Below are 13,871 nucleotides of genomic sequence, written 5' to 3'. Positions count from 1 at the left end.
CAAGTCTCTCCGTCTTCGATTTCGAGCGACACGCTTTGCCGATCCGGCGCCCAGAGCGCGAAACGCCAGCGTCCGTTGCCAAGATCGGTCGGTCCCCAAAGGGTCATCGTTCCGGCCTCTCACCCAGCCAGCAGACGAGTACCGCGGAATGAGCCTCGACCTTGTAATGGTCGCCGATCGCGAAGGGGTCCCGTTCAGGCTGGGCACTGTCGATCAGCATCTGCCGCGGCGCGGAGGGCGAGGGCAGGGTGAAGTCGATGGCATCTTCGCCCGCATTGACGAGCAGCGTCAGCGCCTCTACCCGTCCGTCCTCCAGCAGGGTCGCCCGGCGCATGACGAGCGCGCGTCCTTCAGGATTATCCCAGTCCTCCGGCGCCAATTGAGCGCCGCGTTCGTCCCACCACTCGATGTCGTTGATGCCAAATCCCGGCGAGTTCTGACCATAGAGGAAGGCCGATGCGCGCAGCACCGGATGGGCCTTGCGCAGAGCGATCAGCCGCGCGGTGAAGTCAAAGAGGGCCTTGCCTGCCTCTCCATCCATTAGTGACCAGTCGAGCCAGCTAATGTCGTTATCCTGGCAATAGGCATTGTTGTTGCCGCCCTGGCTGCGACCGAACTCGTCGCCGGCAACCAGCATCGGCGTGCCGAGCGAGGCAAGCAGGGTGGTGAGCATGGCGCGACGCACCCGGCCCCTCGTCGCCAGGATGCCCGGATCGTCGGTCGGGCCTTCCGCACCCCAGTTGCGCGAGAGGTTATTGTCGTGACCGTCGCGATTATTCTCGCCATTGGCCTCATTGTGTCGCTCCTCATAGGAGACGAGATCGGCGAGCGTGTAGCCGTCATGGCTTGTGAGAAAATTGACGCTTGCCCAAGGGCGGCGTGCGCGGCGATCGAACAGGTCGCCCGATCCAGAAAGCCGGGCGGCCAGATCGGCCCGCTGCCCAGGATCGCCTCGCCAGAAGCGCCGCGTGGTATCGCGATATTTGTCGTTCCATTCGGCGAATCCTGGCGGAAAATTGCCGAGCTGATAGCCGCCCATGCCCACATCCCATGGTTCGGTGATAAGCTTGAGGCGACCAAGGATCGGATCCTGGCGTAGTACGTCGAAGAGACCGGCATTAGGGTCAAAGCCATGATCGGTACGACCCAGCGTCAGCCCCAAATCAAAGCGGAAACCGTCGACTCCGAAACTGGGTGCCCAGTAGCGCAGCGAGTCGGCTACCATCTGAATCACGCGAGCATGAGTGAGCTTGAAGGTGTTGCCGGTGCCGGTGTCATTGAGGCAGTAGCGCGGATCATCGGACAACAGCCGGTAATAGGTCGCATTGTCGATGCCGCGCCAGGACAATGTGGGGCCCAGTTCGCTGCCCTCGCAGCTATGGTTATAGACGACGTCTAGGATCACCTCGATCCCGGCCGCATGCAGCCGCCTTACCGCTACGCGCAGCTCGTCATGGCTGTCGCCCGCGAAATAGCCCGGCTCAGGCGCGAAGAAGCTGAGGCTGTTATAGCCCCAATAGTTACGCAGGCCCTTCTCCAGCAGGAACCGGTCCTGCGTGAAGGCGTGGATCGGCATCAGTTCGAGGGTGGTGATCCCCAGCCGCTTCATATGGTCTATGACCCTAGGATGGGCGAGCGCGGCGAACGTGCCGCGCTCCTGCGCAGGCGCCGCTTCGAGCAGCTTCGTCAGACCCTTGGCGTGCGCCTCATAGATCACTGTCTCCGACCAGGGCACGTTGGGGCGGACATCGCGCGACCAGTCGAAACTGTCATGGGTGACGACGGCTTTAGGCATCGCGCTGGCGCTGTCGCGCCGGTCATATCCCAGATCCTTCCGCCGGCCGCGGACCGGATAACCATGCAGCACGTCGTTCCATTTAACACTGCCAGACAGCCGCCGGGCATAGGGATCGAGCAGCAACTTGTTGGGATTGAAGCGATGGCCCTGTTCCGGCGCATAAGGGCCATGCACCCGATAACCATAGAGGAGGCCAGGCCGGGCATCGGGCAGATATCCGTGCCACACCTCGTCGGTACATTCCGGCAGCGTCAGCCGGGCGATTTCTTTGCGGCCCTTCGGATCGAACAAGCAGAGTTCAATCCGGTCAGCATTGGCAGAAAATATAGCGAAGTTGACGCCAAGCCCGTCAAAGCTTGCGCCTAGAGGATAGGGTGATCCGCAATCAAGGCGGTCAGGATGCTGGTTCAATAGGACTTAGTCCTGTCATGAAGGAAGCGTACGGTGACGCGAAAGTTCAGACCTTCGTCTTGGAGGCATCCTTCTTTGTCAGTGCCTTTGCCGCTGTTCCGGTTGCGACGGGAGGGGGAAGTTCGGCTACCTTGTTGACCTGCGCCACCTCCTCGGCAGCCTGACGCCAATGTTCTGCAGCGAGCCCTTCAGGATGACCTTGTGCTTCCCAAATGGCATGTGCCCGTTCGCGGATGCGCTCTTCAAGATTATGCTGCACGAAATCCTCCATGCGACGCCGCCATGTGCGGCGAACGGTAAATGCGCAGAAAGCCCAATGGATGCGGCTATTGATGCAGATCAGCGAGTTTTTTGCCCGGCAACCGGTGTGTGAATTTCAACGCAGGGTAAGTGCCTGCAAAAATTTGAGCACTGCGCTCCAAGTCTCGTCTTCACCATGCGGGTTTCGATCTTTTCGCAAGGTTGAAGCGCCATGGACGCCTCCGTTTCGAGGGACGAACATCGTCTTAGTTCCGGTTAAATTGTCGAATATGGCTCTCGATTGCGCGATCTCCTCAGCTTTGGAGGATTGGCTGATATAGACTGGAACAGTCGCATCTCGGGCGGCATTACGGCTGAAATGGGGATCGCCGAAATATTCCCCAGGGGAAAATGCCAAAACTGCGGCGACGAGGTTGGGATTATCTGCTGCGGCGCGTAAGCTGAGGGAAGCGGAATAGCTGCTGCCAAACAGGATGACCGGCGGTCCTTGTAGGCGGACCCGGTTTAATGCAGCCTCTATATCGGGAAGTGCATCGACGTAATTCTGATCCGATTTCCGGTATTTATTCACGGTACGGTTCGGACCGTAGGGGCAGGACTCATTGATCAGAGCCAGAAGATGACGGTCGCGGCGAGAGCTACGGCGGAGAAGAAGGCTTTCGGGCACCGATCGTAGCGTGTCGCGACCCGCCGCCAGTCTTTCAGGCGGCCGAGCATGATCTCGATGCGGTTGCGGCGTTTGTAGCGACGCTTGTCGTATTTGACGGTCTTGCTGCGTATTTCTCGGCCCGGGATGCAGGGCGTGATCCCCTTTTCCTGCAAGGCGTCGCGGAACCAGTCGGCATCATAACCTCGGTCGGCCAGCATCCACTGCGCTTTGGGCAGACTGTCGAGCAACGCCGCCGCGCCCGTGTAATCGCTGACCTGCCCGGCGGTCATGAAGAAGCTGATGGGACGACCGTTCGCATCGGTCACGGCATGCAGTTTCGCCCAGCGCCACCTTGACGCGATCGACCGCTTCATGCGCGGCTGTCTCTGCGGCATGATCTCCTTCGCGCTTGGCTGCGCCGACGGCACGGCGCGCTTTCATCAGTTCCTTGACCAGACGTTTGCGCACTCCCGGTCCTAGCGCCGGGTCGTTCGTGCGCCAGAGCCTCCCGCGCACCACGAAGTAGCGTCCGTCCGGTGTGGTTGGATAGGATCGGTCGCTCAAGCCATGCGGCCCTTGTCCGACAGGCTGCGAAAGGTGATCGACCAGCGCGGCACCTCCATAGGCGCGATGCTATGTTCCCAAGCATGGCGCACTTCGCCCGAGAGATGATAGATGGAGCGCGGCGGCAGCATGGCCTTGGCGCGCTCGAACCCGGCGGCATTCCGACGGCGCAGGCTCAGGATCGCCTCGCTGCCGAGCGAAATGCCCACGACATGCTCGAACACCGGCCTGTCCCTGTGCCAGCCGATGCCCGCACCCGGATCGTAGCGGATCAGTAGCGCCTGGACGAGATCGTCTGCTGCGACTCCTGCGAAGTCGGCCGCACGGTCTCGAAGGTCAAGAAGCCATTCCGGCATCGGCTCGGCGGGCGCGAAGCGGACATGCTCGAAGTCGTAGTTCCAGCCATAGGAATAGGTAAGCCGCTTTCCCGTCCATTGTTGGAAACGGAAGGGGGAGAGGTCGCTGGCATCGATATGCGCGATGAGCGCGGCTTCCTGCGCTTTCGTCAGCGCATCGTCGCGTAGCGCAAGGCCTGGAACAGCGGGTGTGTCGAAGAGGTCGAACATAAAGGCGGAACCTCAAGCGATGTCGCACGCTCCTTTGGTCTCAACAAAGGAGCAGGATATGATCACAGAAATTATCGGTGCGATCATAGGGTCCAGGCTGGACCAGCGGGACGGCGACAGCGGCGCGAAGGGGGCCATCATTGGCTATTTCACCCCCCGCATTGTCGGCGCAGTGGTGAAGGTCGGTCTGCTGGCTGCTGTCGGCTACGGCGTCGTGAAGGCAGTTCAGGGCCTCACTTCAGAAAGTAACGCAAACTATTGACAACCCGGCGACAGTGCCGCTCGCGCCAATCTTTGTGGTTGCACGTCTTCGAAGCACGGAATGTGAGATCTTCAAGTGGTGGTCATGGAAGAGTATTATGCGCGTGGCCGCCGGGATGGCCTGCGGCTGGCATTGTCGATCCTGGCAGCAGAAGAAGCGAAATGGGCAGTTCTGCTGGGCGAGAGCCGATCGTGGCGAACCAATGCCACGCGCGAGGTGCGGCATAAAACATTGCAGGTTGCGCAACAGCGGCTGCGCACCGCGCTCAATCGCCTGACGCCCAAAATCGCCCAGGCCAAGGATCCCGAGGTTGCCTTTGCACTCGAAGATATTGGCCTTTGATCGTGCCATGACCCACCACAAGCTGAAACTTCCTTCGAAGATCTGCCTTGGGTGCGGGCGCCCATTCATCTGGCGCAAGAAATGGGATCGGGATTGGGAGCAGGTCAAATATTGTTCGGAACGCTGCCGCAGGCACGGCGGCTCGGCCAAGCCTGGGGGCGGACGCCTCAATCCGGCAACCGTCCGGGGCTGATCCCATGACAGCTGACATTGCCGTTGGGCTGAGAGAGGAAGTGCGCAGCACCGTCTTGCAGTTGCTAGAGCGCCGTACCGACCAAGCTACAATCTGTCCAAGTGAGGTAGCAAGGACGGTTGCCGGTAAAACGGGCGCTGATCCGAAAGGGCCGTCGTGGCGCGCGGCGATGCCAGTCGTCCACGCAACGATCGACCAGCTGGTGGCCGACGGGTTGGTCGAGCTGAGTTGGAAGGGAAAGGTCATTGCGTCACGCCATGGTCCCTATCGGATCCGCCGCGTGCAACCCGCAAGGTGAGACACGCTCACCGCATGAAGCCCGCGGCGCGCAGCGCGTCGTGAATGACTTTTTCGACCCCTGCCTTCCCTGAAGTGGTCGAGCGTGCGGGTTTGGGCGGCCACGCTTCCAGCCGACTTATCCTTGGTACCGGCAGAGCCGGTGTCCCCTCCTGGGCTTTTTCGACCGGTTGCGCGCGTTTGCGCTCCGTCCCGATATGCAGCAGGCCCCAAGATGATGCGATCCGGCGCGTGGATGAGATACCCGCTTCGAGCATGTGCGGCATCGCCATGCCACAAGCATCCTGCCCGGTCGTGGCCAGCGGCGTGCCGTGGCCCATATTGGCAATGCGATAATCCTCGACAAGCGGGCGCCCGGCTGCATCGTTCCAGGCGCGCCGGCGGTGCCCGACAATCTGCTCTGAGGCGTCCGGCGTTGGCTTGAGACCATGGACTGCCAGCCACTGGGCAAGAATAGCATCCGCGTTGGTGCTACTGACCGTCGCATCGGCGCTGCCATGCCATATCGAGATGCGTGGCCAAGGGCCATCATGGCTCGACGCACGCCGGACCCGGTCACCCAGATCCCCTGCGCTGAAGGCTGCCGCTCCGCGCATGGCTTCAAGTGCCTGCGGGATATTGGATGCCGATCCATACGGCAGGCCGGCGATGATCGCACCGCCAGCGAACACCTCCGGGTAGCTGGCGAGCATGACAGAGGTCATCGCGCCGCCTGCGGACAGGCCGGTCACGAATATGCGGGACGGGTCGGCACCATGGGTATCCACCATCGCGCTGATCATCTGGCGGATCGATTGCGCCTCACCCCGGTCCCGGCCGTTGTCAGCGGGACAGAACCAATTGAAACATAGATTGGGATTGTTCGCGCGCTGCTGCTCGGGAAACAGCAGCAGGAAACCATGCTCATCCGCTAATTGCGACCAGCCCGAGCCGCGATCATAGCCTCGGGCGTTTTGCGTGCAGCCATGCAGCACGACGACCAGCGGCGGTTTTTCGGCAATCTGCTCGGGAACATAGATCTTGGCGTTCAACGCCCCGGGATTGGTCCCAAAATCATCCATGTCTGCCAACCGGCTTGGATCACCGGCGCCAGCTTGGGCCGGGTGGTTGGCGCGCATGGCTGCCAGTCGGGCGATTGTAGCGGATAATCTGGTCACACGAAGATTTCCTATCCTGCACCGAGAGCGATAGACGCTGCGATGATCCGTTTATGCTGCACTGCACAATATGGAGTGGTCCGGCCGGCTTACAAGGCAATGCTGTCGACTGTCGCAATTGTGAGGATTGGGGGGGGCGGCTTCACCAGTTTGGGACGATCCATGCTGTTGATGCCGAACGCATGCCGTGCCGATAGATACAGAGGGATGACAAAACGCGTGTCGGTGGTCGGAGCGCTGGCATCCATTCATTTTAAATATGTGTTGGAGAGCGATGTGGGCTGTAGGGCAACCGCATTGTCACCAGTTTGGCGCGCGCGGAGAATATATGCCCTTTCGGCCTTCAGCGCTGGCGGGTGCCTTAGGCCTTCAGCCCGTACATCCTGCGCCCCATTTCGCGAAGATATAGTCACAAGCGCCGTGGACCGAGCGAAGTGGAAATGAGCGGACTGACAGGATCACCGCTTCAACGAAGACCTAGCGTGCCGCCGTCGGATCGGGTCGGCCGCCATTGTCGCGGCGCGGCTTTAAGCTCGGCAACGAAAGGCCTGAGAGATCAAATGTGGCCTGGCGTGCGCCGCAGCGCTTTCAAACCGTGTGACTGGATTTTCCGTCGAGCAGCAATCGTTCGCCTTGCTGTTGGACAATGGCTTTGATCGGCCCTGACATGAGGCTGAGCATCGCAGGCAATAGCATTGTCACACGCAAGCGAGCATCCTCAGCGTCCACCGTGCATGGCACTTCCACGCCCATGGTCGCAACGGTCAAAGACATTTGATCCTGGCTTGGCCAGTCGTGGGTGACGGTCGCTGCGCCGCCTGGAATGTGTGACGCCAGTTTTGCCACACCGTTTGTCATGCGTCGCTTGGCCTCGTCACGGCCCAAGCTATGGGGAATGTCGATAATGATAGGTGTAGCCATGGGATCAGGACTCGCTGACACCTGTATCGTTCCGTCACGCGGACCCTCGGATTATCTCTGCCCGGAGGTGGAGGACAGTACCGGGAACTTTCGGTTTGCCCGTAGGTCTTTACCGTGGGGATGACAGGACGACATGATGCTCAATGCCCTTGCCCAATCTTCTGAACGTCGCTGCAGCCCGCGCGAGCCCGCGAATATTTCATGTACAGTCAGTTGGTCTGGACTGTACGAATTCGCCCTGATCAGAAACATGTCGATCTATGGGGCGCAGCTCGAAGGGTTCGACTTTCCGCCGGCCGGGACAGCTATAACGATCGTTGTCGATCGAGTTGAGATCTGCGCCTCGATCATCTGGGCGGACGGTGAAAGATGCGGCGTGCTGCTGGAGCATGGTGTCGATCCCGCGGCCTTCATTCGTGAGCACGCGATCCGGCCTCTAGGCCAGGCAGCGCCCGAAGTCGGTACGGTCGTCAAAATGGATGTGCTGCCCAACTAGCCGACCATAAAGGTTGCCCCGCGCCTTGGTTTACGGCTGAAAGCCGCGCGGGGCATCGACACTACGTACGCGTGACGCCAATGTTCCAAGGCTGATCAGGAGGGTGGACAAAGTCCATCGAAGTCGCAGTCCTTCATGACGATACTCGTCTACGCGCTTATATGCCTGGACGTGATGAAAGCTTCGCTACGTCACGTACTCATCACAAAATGGCCCACCTCCGGCGGACCGGAGATGGGCAGATATAAAGACTGCAAGGGGGCCGCCGCTTGCACCATCAATACGAAGGTTCGCGCCCTTTGTTCCATCTGGCGCGCCGTTGCATATATGCAACTGTCTCAGTTTAATGACTTTTCTGTGAAACCCCATCGCGATCCGGACGGTTCTAGCCCCACCTAATCGAAACAACAGGGGTTCGTATGAAGAAGTTTCTCGCCGCCGCTGCCGTCTTGGCCGCGGTTCCTGCCATCGCCTCCGCACAGGAAACCGCACCTGACGGCACCGATGCCTTTGGCGTCGAGCCTTATGTCGGCGTGCTTGGCGGCTACCATACCTTCGATCGTCGCTCCGAATTCGGCGCCATTCCCGGTGAAACCATCATGAACGGCGCTTTGATCAGCGGCATTGCTGGCGTCAACGTGCCGCTCGGTCCGGTGTTCGTCGGCGTGGAAGGCAATGCCACCAAGGGCTTTAGCGACATCGACTGGGAATATGGCGTCAAGGGTCGCTTTGGTGCCCGTGCGGGTGAAAGCGGCTTGATCTATGCTTCGGCCGGCTATCAGTGGGTTAATGGCAAGGGCGGCTGGCCCGACCGCAAGGACTGGATGTATGGAGCCGGCGTGGAGGTCGGTCCCAAGGAGATCGGCCTTGGGGGTATCACCGGCAACAGTGGCGTTCGCTTGCGCGTGCAGGTCGACACTTATGATTGGGACAGCTTCCGTCCCATGGCCGGCGTGATCTTCCACTTTTAAGCCCACGACGAACGAATTGACCCCGTCAGCGACAAGTCGCTGGTGGGGTCAATTGTGATCACCGTAAGCCGCCTTCCTTTTCCCACTTTTCTGCGGCTTTCTGCTGAGCATCTTCCAACTTGTCGGCGTCCTGGTCTTCCTGCTCGGCATCAACATCGACGTCGACATCCTCGTCGCTACCATCGGTTCCAGGCAGATCGTTCATCGATGTGCCCTTCATGTCAGCCTGGTCGTTCTCGCCCGGGATTTGTTCGGGGTACATGGCGCTCTCCTCTCAGCCGTGAACTTAGCTAACCGGCCGCAAGCGAGCATGTTCCCGCCCTCACTTGACGGTATCCGTACGTCATCAACCCTTCTCGGATGTTCAGGAATTCACTTGTACATTCCAAGAGCGGACATTCGTTTAGCTAACACGGGCTTCTGCAAGCGTTGCATCAACCTGATTTCCGCTTGGTCCTGGCCTTGGAAGCAGGCAATTCCCGGGATGTGATACGAACGATCTCGGCAAGCCACTCACGGTCGTCCCACTTTTCCGCGTCGACCAGGAGACAGGGCTTTGCACCGGGGTATGGAGGGGCTTCTTCCGCACCGACAGCGAATGCCCGCCCTTCAACCGTGGGCTTTACGAACAGGTGGTCGTCGCAGATCAATGCGATCATTTTCCTATCGCAATAAATGCCGAATTCGCCAAACATCGCCCTGGCTGAAACGGTGCCGCCGCCAGCCATCTGGTCGACAAGGAAATCAACGGTTTTACGATCGGACGCCATGGGGCGATATCGCCCGTCCTGATGGAAAGGTCGAGGGTCGATCGACCCTTTATCGACATTCAGGCGTCAATTCCACATTCCCAGGTGCGGTCCGTCCGCTAACCGGCAGGTCGCAACCAATTCGAGCCGTTCTGCGGATGAAGTTTGAGCGTATGCCTGCGACGACAATGGTCATTCGCAAGCAATCTTGGCCTCAGACCATCGAGCGCTAGGGGGCAACAGTTTCATTCCTGTTTTCGAGCGGATCATGCCCGAGCATCTCAACTTCGGACGAGTTCGATCTTGCCCGGCGCTTACCGATCGAGTGCTTATGCGAGGCGTCCAGCCGCAAAATCGCGCGCGAGGGCAATGAATGCCTGGAAGGCTGCAGAGGAATTACGCCGGTTTGAATAATAGAGGCACAGCGGCGCCAGCGGCGGCGTCCAGTCCTCCAGGATGCGAATGAGCCGACCTGTGGCGATGTCGTCGCGCACATCGGTCTCCATGAAATAGCCGATCCCAACGCCGCTCGTCACCGCGATCCGGGCAAGCGAGGCTTCGTCGAGGGTGACCGGACCCTCGACGTCCAGTTGCAATTCTTCGCCGTCCTTCTCGAACCGCCAACGGAACAGAGCGCCGTTGGGAAGTCGCACCCGCACGCAAGGATAGATGAGCAGGTCCTGCGGAGATTGCGGAATGGGCTTGTCTTCGAAGAAGGTAGGGGACGCGGCGACCGTCATGCGCCGGGTCTGTCCCAGCGGTATGGCGATCGCATCGCTCGGCACGAGGTCCGCACTACGCACGCCCAGATCGAAGCCGGCCGCCACGACGTCGATGAGCCGCCCCTCGGTGACGACGTCGACATGAACTTGGGGGTAGCGCTGCAGATAGGTCAGCACCAGCGGCGCCATGATCTCGCGCGCCGCTGTTGCGAACGCATTGATGCGCAACGTACCGGACGGCGTCTCCTGCTGGGAACGCGCGGTGTTCATCGCCTTCCGGATATCTTCAAGCGCCGATTTGATCTGCGCAACGAAGATCCGCCCCGCATAGGTGAGCGAGACGCTGCGCGTGGTGCGATTAAACAGCCTCACGCCAAGCTCCCGCTCAAGCTTGCCCACCGCGTTGCTGACGGCAGTGGTCGACATGCCAAGATCGAGCGCCGCGGCGCGGAACGAACCGCACCGAACGATGGCGAGCACTACCTCCAACTCGATCAGCGAATGGCGCATCATTGTCCCGTTATCCGTGACACTTCATGCCGATCTGTCACGATTATCAGGCAAGAAGTCTATCGCTAAATAAGGCTCATCACTGTTGAGGAGATGACCATGTCCATGAACCTACCCAAGCCGATCGCCGAGTTCATCGCGGCGAACGCCCGACTCGATATGGATGGCATGATGGAGCCCTTCCTTCCTGACGCCATCTTCATCGACAACGGCAAGCGCATCGAGGGACAGGCGGCGATCCGCCAGCTGTTCGAAGAAGAAGTGATGCCGGTGAATGCGATCTTCGAGCCCGACACCGTTCGGGAAGATGGTGGCGACATCATCCTTGAAGGTCCCGCCCACGGGGACTTCCCCGGCAGCCCCCTTCGCTTCACTTACCGGTTCACGCTCAGCGAAGGCGCCATCAAGATGCTGGAGACCACGGTATGAGCATCGCGGTCGATCCCACCGAGTTCGCCGGCAAGCGGGTGCTTGTCAGTGGCGGGACCAAAGGCTTAGGCCGCGCCACGGTCGAACGCTTCCTCGCCGGCGGGGCGCGCGTCATCACCGCCGCCCGCGCGATCAAGGATTCCCTTGCGAGCGTCGACTATGTGCAGGTGGACCTGACCACGGCGGAAGGGGGCGAAGCGCTGGCCGCGGCGGCGATTGAGCAGCTGGGTGGAGTCGACATCCTCGCCCATGTCGTGGGCGGCTCGCATGCACCCGCCGGGGGCTTTGTCGCGCTGACCGATGATGACTGGTTGGCTGCGCTCAATCTCAATCTGCTGGCGACGGTGCGGCTGGATCGCCTGCTGATCCCGCAAATGATCGAGCGGGGCCGAGGCGCCGTGGTCCACGTGACGTCGATCCAGTCCGTCCTGCCGCTCCCCGAGTCCACAACCGCTTACGCAGCAGCCAAGGCGGCTTTGCGGACGTACAGCAAGTCGATCTCGAAGGAGCTCGGGCCCAAGGGCGTGCGGGTCAACGCCGTCTCGCCAGGCTGGATCATGACAGAGGCCGCGGGTGCCTTCCTCGAAACGCTTCGGACGGCCAGAGGCGGCACGACCGAGGACGCGGGACAGTCCGTGCTCGACGCCCTGGGTGGGATATCGATCGGGCGCGGGGCCGAGCCGGATGAGGTCGCCGACCTGATCGCCTATCTCGCCGCCGATCGCGCCGCCGCGATCCATGGCGCCGAGTTCGTCATCGACGGCGGGACCATTAGTACCGTCTGATGCGCCGCCACCCTCCCGGCGAGCCCCGGGAGGTTCATCGACCGTGCTGGGGCTTTTCACGTCGCTAGAGCGAATATTGCTGACGCGCGATGTCCGCCCCCGCTCTCCGACGATCGCGCAAGGTGCCTGCTGGTTGCCCGTCGTCACCTTCGGTAGGATTTAACCGTCGGCGAGCCGCAGGTTCTCGATGCCATACACGGCGAGGGAGCCGTCCACGCCCGACCCATGCCGGACGCTCAGAGCCCGATTTTCCATCCCCAGCACCGGACGTTCCGCTATCCAGGCTGCGGCCGACAAGACACGGTTGTTCCCATCCGAGCCGGTGAACGTCTGGCTATGCGAGATGCGGTCGATTGGCAGCGAGGTTACGGCGTGGCGCTGACGCTCAAATTCTTCTGGGGCTAATTGTTGGCAGATAAATATCAGATGCTTCCAATCAGGTTGAAGGAAACATACCGCGTCCACTTACCCGCCGTGGCGTTTGGAGCGTCCCGGAGGAAGCGTCCCTTGGCGACCACTAGGCCGTCGAACTCGAATTGCAGCCGCTTCGGAATGAGCCAGTATCGCACGCGCCCCTCCAGTTGGTGGCCGGCGAAATCGCCTGATCGCCCGGAAGCGTCACGAACCCCGGTAGACGAGAAACTGTCTTGGCGGGCAGCAAGCCACATGGGCCGGTAGGCGGCGAACCAGTCGAGGCGCTTGCTCGGCTTAGCCTCGACCCTGATACCGACCGTTTCGATGTTGGTTCTCGCGAGGGCATTGTAGAGCCCGGCCGGTGCGAGATCTGCGCGGCGCATACCGAAGAGCGTGTCGAAGCGACTGAATTTGCCCCCGGGCTTGTCGCCGCTCGCCCGATCATATTCGACGGACAAACGCGGCGTCCAGGCGCTTGGGAAAGTGTAGCCCATGTCGGCATGGATAAAGCCTGCAGCCACGGTCTGGCGCTGGGCGGATGCAGCCGTTGACGTGCTCACCGTCCCGGTCTGATAAAATGCTTCGATCTCATAGTCGAAATTTGAAACCTTCGGCTCGACAATCAGGCGACCGCCCAAGGTGTCAAGCGAGCGGTCGCGGGTCGGTCGTCCTAGGGCATCGCGCTCTCCCAGATGAAAATAGGTGAGCTCCAGAGCAGCAAGGCCTATGGTCTTTGTGCGGCCAAGCTGGCCACCCCAAAGGACGAGATCGAAGCTTTCCCGATCGAGCTTCACTTTGGCTAAACGAACATCGTCCAACGTATCCGGCATGCGAACCTGCGGCAACGTGTAAATGAAGGTGCCCTTCCATCCGCCACAGGCAGCGAAATCGGCCTTCACGCCGGTATAGCCGTTGGTCGTGTTGCGGTAATCGTCGGCGGCGACCAGACGCCTCGATCCAAGGTTAAGCATCATACGCCCAGCGGTGACCGTGATCTTCGAGCCAGCGCCCAGCGGATCCTGAAAGGTTCCCGCGACATAGGCCTGAACTGGTTCAAACGCGTTGATCTCGTTGGTCGATACAGGCGTACCAACCCGATCACCCCAGACGCGGCTATCATAAAGTTCGACAGTGACCTCGATATCGGCCTTACGATATCGAGCCAACACATTGGTACGCAAGTTCAGCAAATCGTCACGTCTATTGAAGCCGACCCGTAGCTGCCCGTTGATAGCTTCGTAGCGCAGACGCATCGCACCGGAGATCGACAGGCCTTCCTGCCCGTCCTCCGCCAGGGCTGGTGTCGTAGTCGCAGCGCAAGCAGCCGCCATTCCTACCGCGTACCTAGAGAACCATCCTGCCATCACACGTTGC

18 protein-coding genes and 1 pseudogene are annotated in these 13,871 nt (G+C 60.6%); 8 read left to right on the top strand and 11 right to left on the bottom strand.

The features are described from left to right. Positions 1–103: 103 nt before the first annotated feature. The 5 genes and pseudogenes from glgX to ACOJSJ_RS16315 all read right to left on the bottom strand — a co-directional run bounded on the left by glgX (position 104) and on the right by ACOJSJ_RS16315 (position 4,249). Positions 104–2,209: a glycogen debranching protein GlgX gene (glgX, locus tag ACOJSJ_RS16335; protein ID WP_420146014.1), complete on the bottom strand. Its 2,106-nt coding sequence runs from the start codon at positions 2,207–2,209 to the stop codon at positions 104–106. Positions 2,210–2,255: 46 nt separating this feature from the next. After that, the gene (locus ACOJSJ_RS16330) at positions 2,256–2,480 is read right to left on the bottom strand and encodes a DUF2934 domain-containing protein (RefSeq protein ID WP_420146013.1); all 225 of its coding nucleotides are present in this window, start codon (positions 2,478–2,480) and stop codon (positions 2,256–2,258) included. Between the two features lie 105 nt (positions 2,481–2,585). Beyond that, positions 2,586–3,041, bottom strand: coding sequence for a hypothetical protein (locus ACOJSJ_RS16325; protein WP_420146012.1), 456 nt, complete (start codon positions 3,039–3,041; stop codon positions 2,586–2,588). A 35-nt stretch (positions 3,042–3,076) separates the two neighbouring features. Then, positions 3,077–3,457: pseudogene (locus ACOJSJ_RS16320) on the bottom strand (IS5 family transposase); the annotation flags it as partial. Between the two features lie 222 nt (positions 3,458–3,679). Beyond that, positions 3,680–4,249, bottom strand: coding sequence for an alpha-ketoglutarate-dependent dioxygenase AlkB (locus tag ACOJSJ_RS16315; protein ID WP_420146011.1), 570 nt, complete (start codon positions 4,247–4,249; stop codon positions 3,680–3,682). Between the two features lie 58 nt (positions 4,250–4,307). Here ACOJSJ_RS16315 and ACOJSJ_RS16310 point away from each other — a divergent pair, with 58 nt between their 5' ends. The 4 genes from ACOJSJ_RS16310 (at position 4,308) to ACOJSJ_RS16295 (ending at position 5,344) form a co-directional block, all read left to right on the top strand. Beyond that, positions 4,308–4,511: a hypothetical protein gene (locus tag ACOJSJ_RS16310; protein ID WP_420146010.1), complete on the top strand. Its 204-nt coding sequence runs from the start codon at positions 4,308–4,310 to the stop codon at positions 4,509–4,511. Between the two features lie 84 nt (positions 4,512–4,595). Then, a complete protein-coding gene (locus tag ACOJSJ_RS16305) occupies positions 4,596–4,853 on the top strand; it encodes a hypothetical protein (protein ID WP_420146018.1) in 258 nt (85 codons plus the stop codon). A 7-nt stretch (positions 4,854–4,860) separates the two neighbouring features. After that, positions 4,861–5,046: a DUF2256 domain-containing protein gene (locus ACOJSJ_RS16300; protein WP_420146009.1), complete on the top strand. Its 186-nt coding sequence runs from the start codon at positions 4,861–4,863 to the stop codon at positions 5,044–5,046. Positions 5,047–5,050: 4 nt separating this feature from the next. Then, positions 5,051–5,344: a DUF3253 domain-containing protein gene (locus ACOJSJ_RS16295; protein ID WP_420146008.1), complete on the top strand. Its 294-nt coding sequence runs from the start codon at positions 5,051–5,053 to the stop codon at positions 5,342–5,344. A gap of 7 nt (positions 5,345–5,351) precedes the next feature. Here ACOJSJ_RS16295 and ACOJSJ_RS16290 read toward each other — a convergent pair whose 3' ends face one another. Both ACOJSJ_RS16290 and ACOJSJ_RS16285 read right to left on the bottom strand, forming a co-directional pair. Then, positions 5,352–6,461, bottom strand: a complete 1,110-nt coding sequence (locus ACOJSJ_RS16290) for an alpha/beta hydrolase family esterase (protein WP_420146007.1) — start codon at positions 6,459–6,461, stop codon at positions 5,352–5,354. A 627-nt stretch (positions 6,462–7,088) separates the two neighbouring features. Next, positions 7,089–7,421, bottom strand: a complete 333-nt coding sequence (locus ACOJSJ_RS16285; RefSeq protein WP_420146006.1) for a polyhydroxyalkanoic acid system family protein — start codon at positions 7,419–7,421, stop codon at positions 7,089–7,091. A 133-nt stretch (positions 7,422–7,554) separates the two neighbouring features. On the opposite strand from ACOJSJ_RS16285, the gene ACOJSJ_RS16280 reads away from it, so the two are divergent. Beyond that, positions 7,555–7,917, top strand: coding sequence for a PilZ domain-containing protein (locus ACOJSJ_RS16280; RefSeq protein ID WP_420146005.1), 363 nt, complete (start codon positions 7,555–7,557; stop codon positions 7,915–7,917). 419 nt (positions 7,918–8,336) lie between these two features. Continuing rightward, a complete protein-coding gene (locus tag ACOJSJ_RS16275; protein ID WP_420146004.1) occupies positions 8,337–8,888 on the top strand; it encodes an opacity protein in 552 nt (183 codons plus the stop codon). 58 nt (positions 8,889–8,946) lie between these two features. Here ACOJSJ_RS16275 and ACOJSJ_RS16270 read toward each other — a convergent pair whose 3' ends face one another. From ACOJSJ_RS16270 to ACOJSJ_RS16260, 3 genes are all read right to left on the bottom strand, one after another. Continuing rightward, positions 8,947–9,150, bottom strand: coding sequence for a hypothetical protein (locus ACOJSJ_RS16270; RefSeq protein WP_420146003.1), 204 nt, complete (start codon positions 9,148–9,150; stop codon positions 8,947–8,949). 172 nt (positions 9,151–9,322) lie between these two features. Next, positions 9,323–9,658, bottom strand: a complete 336-nt coding sequence (locus ACOJSJ_RS16265; protein ID WP_420146002.1) for a TfoX/Sxy family protein — start codon at positions 9,656–9,658, stop codon at positions 9,323–9,325. Positions 9,659–9,966: 308 nt separating this feature from the next. Further along, positions 9,967–10,872 carry a LysR family transcriptional regulator gene (locus tag ACOJSJ_RS16260; RefSeq protein ID WP_420146001.1) on the bottom strand — a complete coding sequence of 302 codons (906 nt, stop codon included), beginning with the start codon at positions 10,870–10,872 and terminating at the stop codon, positions 9,967–9,969. A gap of 96 nt (positions 10,873–10,968) precedes the next feature. Here ACOJSJ_RS16260 and ACOJSJ_RS16255 point away from each other — a divergent pair, with 96 nt between their 5' ends. Then, positions 10,969–11,298: a nuclear transport factor 2 family protein gene (locus tag ACOJSJ_RS16255; protein ID WP_420146000.1), complete on the top strand. Its 330-nt coding sequence runs from the start codon at positions 10,969–10,971 to the stop codon at positions 11,296–11,298. Further along, positions 11,295–12,083, top strand: coding sequence for an SDR family oxidoreductase (locus ACOJSJ_RS16250; protein WP_420145999.1), 789 nt, complete (start codon positions 11,295–11,297; stop codon positions 12,081–12,083). The genes ACOJSJ_RS16255 and ACOJSJ_RS16250 overlap by 4 nt, the downstream gene beginning before the upstream one ends. Positions 12,084–12,505: 422 nt before the next feature. Here ACOJSJ_RS16250 and ACOJSJ_RS16245 read toward each other — a convergent pair whose 3' ends face one another. Further along, complete coding sequence (locus ACOJSJ_RS16245) at positions 12,506–13,861, bottom strand: alginate export family protein (protein ID WP_420145998.1); 1,356 nt, start codon at positions 13,859–13,861, stop codon at positions 12,506–12,508. Positions 13,862–13,871 lie beyond the last annotated feature (10 nt).

This window comes from Sphingobium sp., assembly GCF_048594625.1.
Taxonomy (GTDB): domain Bacteria; phylum Pseudomonadota; class Alphaproteobacteria; order Sphingomonadales; family Sphingomonadaceae; genus Sphingobium.
Note: the sequence above shows the minus strand (reverse complement) of the source record. Positions and strands in the feature narration are given on the sequence as shown.

Coding starts and splice junctions, on each gene's coding strand:
- ACOJSJ_RS16330 (WP_420146013.1), bottom strand. CDS start 2,480: ATGGAGGATTTCGTGCAGCATAATCTTGAAGAGCGCATCCGCGAACGG.
- ACOJSJ_RS16315 (WP_420146011.1), bottom strand. CDS start 4,249: ATGTTCGACCTCTTCGACACACCCGCTGTTCCAGGCCTTGCGCTACGC.
- ACOJSJ_RS16310 (WP_420146010.1), top strand. CDS start 4,308: ATGATCACAGAAATTATCGGTGCGATCATAGGGTCCAGGCTGGACCAG.
- ACOJSJ_RS16305 (WP_420146018.1), top strand. CDS start 4,596: ATGGAAGAGTATTATGCGCGTGGCCGCCGGGATGGCCTGCGGCTGGCA.
- ACOJSJ_RS16300 (WP_420146009.1), top strand. CDS start 4,861: ATGACCCACCACAAGCTGAAACTTCCTTCGAAGATCTGCCTTGGGTGC.
- ACOJSJ_RS16295 (WP_420146008.1), top strand. CDS start 5,051: ATGACAGCTGACATTGCCGTTGGGCTGAGAGAGGAAGTGCGCAGCACC.
- ACOJSJ_RS16290 (WP_420146007.1), bottom strand. CDS start 6,461: ATGCGCGCCAACCACCCGGCCCAAGCTGGCGCCGGTGATCCAAGCCGG.
- ACOJSJ_RS16285 (WP_420146006.1), bottom strand. CDS start 7,421: ATGGCTACACCTATCATTATCGACATTCCCCATAGCTTGGGCCGTGAC.
- ACOJSJ_RS16280 (WP_420146005.1), top strand. CDS start 7,555: ATGATGCTCAATGCCCTTGCCCAATCTTCTGAACGTCGCTGCAGCCCG.
- ACOJSJ_RS16275 (WP_420146004.1), top strand. CDS start 8,337: ATGAAGAAGTTTCTCGCCGCCGCTGCCGTCTTGGCCGCGGTTCCTGCC.
- ACOJSJ_RS16270 (WP_420146003.1), bottom strand. CDS start 9,150: ATGTACCCCGAACAAATCCCGGGCGAGAACGACCAGGCTGACATGAAG.
- ACOJSJ_RS16265 (WP_420146002.1), bottom strand. CDS start 9,658: ATGGCGTCCGATCGTAAAACCGTTGATTTCCTTGTCGACCAGATGGCT.
- ACOJSJ_RS16260 (WP_420146001.1), bottom strand. CDS start 10,872: ATGATGCGCCATTCGCTGATCGAGTTGGAGGTAGTGCTCGCCATCGTT.
- ACOJSJ_RS16255 (WP_420146000.1), top strand. CDS start 10,969: ATGTCCATGAACCTACCCAAGCCGATCGCCGAGTTCATCGCGGCGAAC.
- ACOJSJ_RS16250 (WP_420145999.1), top strand. CDS start 11,295: ATGAGCATCGCGGTCGATCCCACCGAGTTCGCCGGCAAGCGGGTGCTT.
- ACOJSJ_RS16245 (WP_420145998.1), bottom strand. CDS start 13,861: ATGGCAGGATGGTTCTCTAGGTACGCGGTAGGAATGGCGGCTGCTTGC.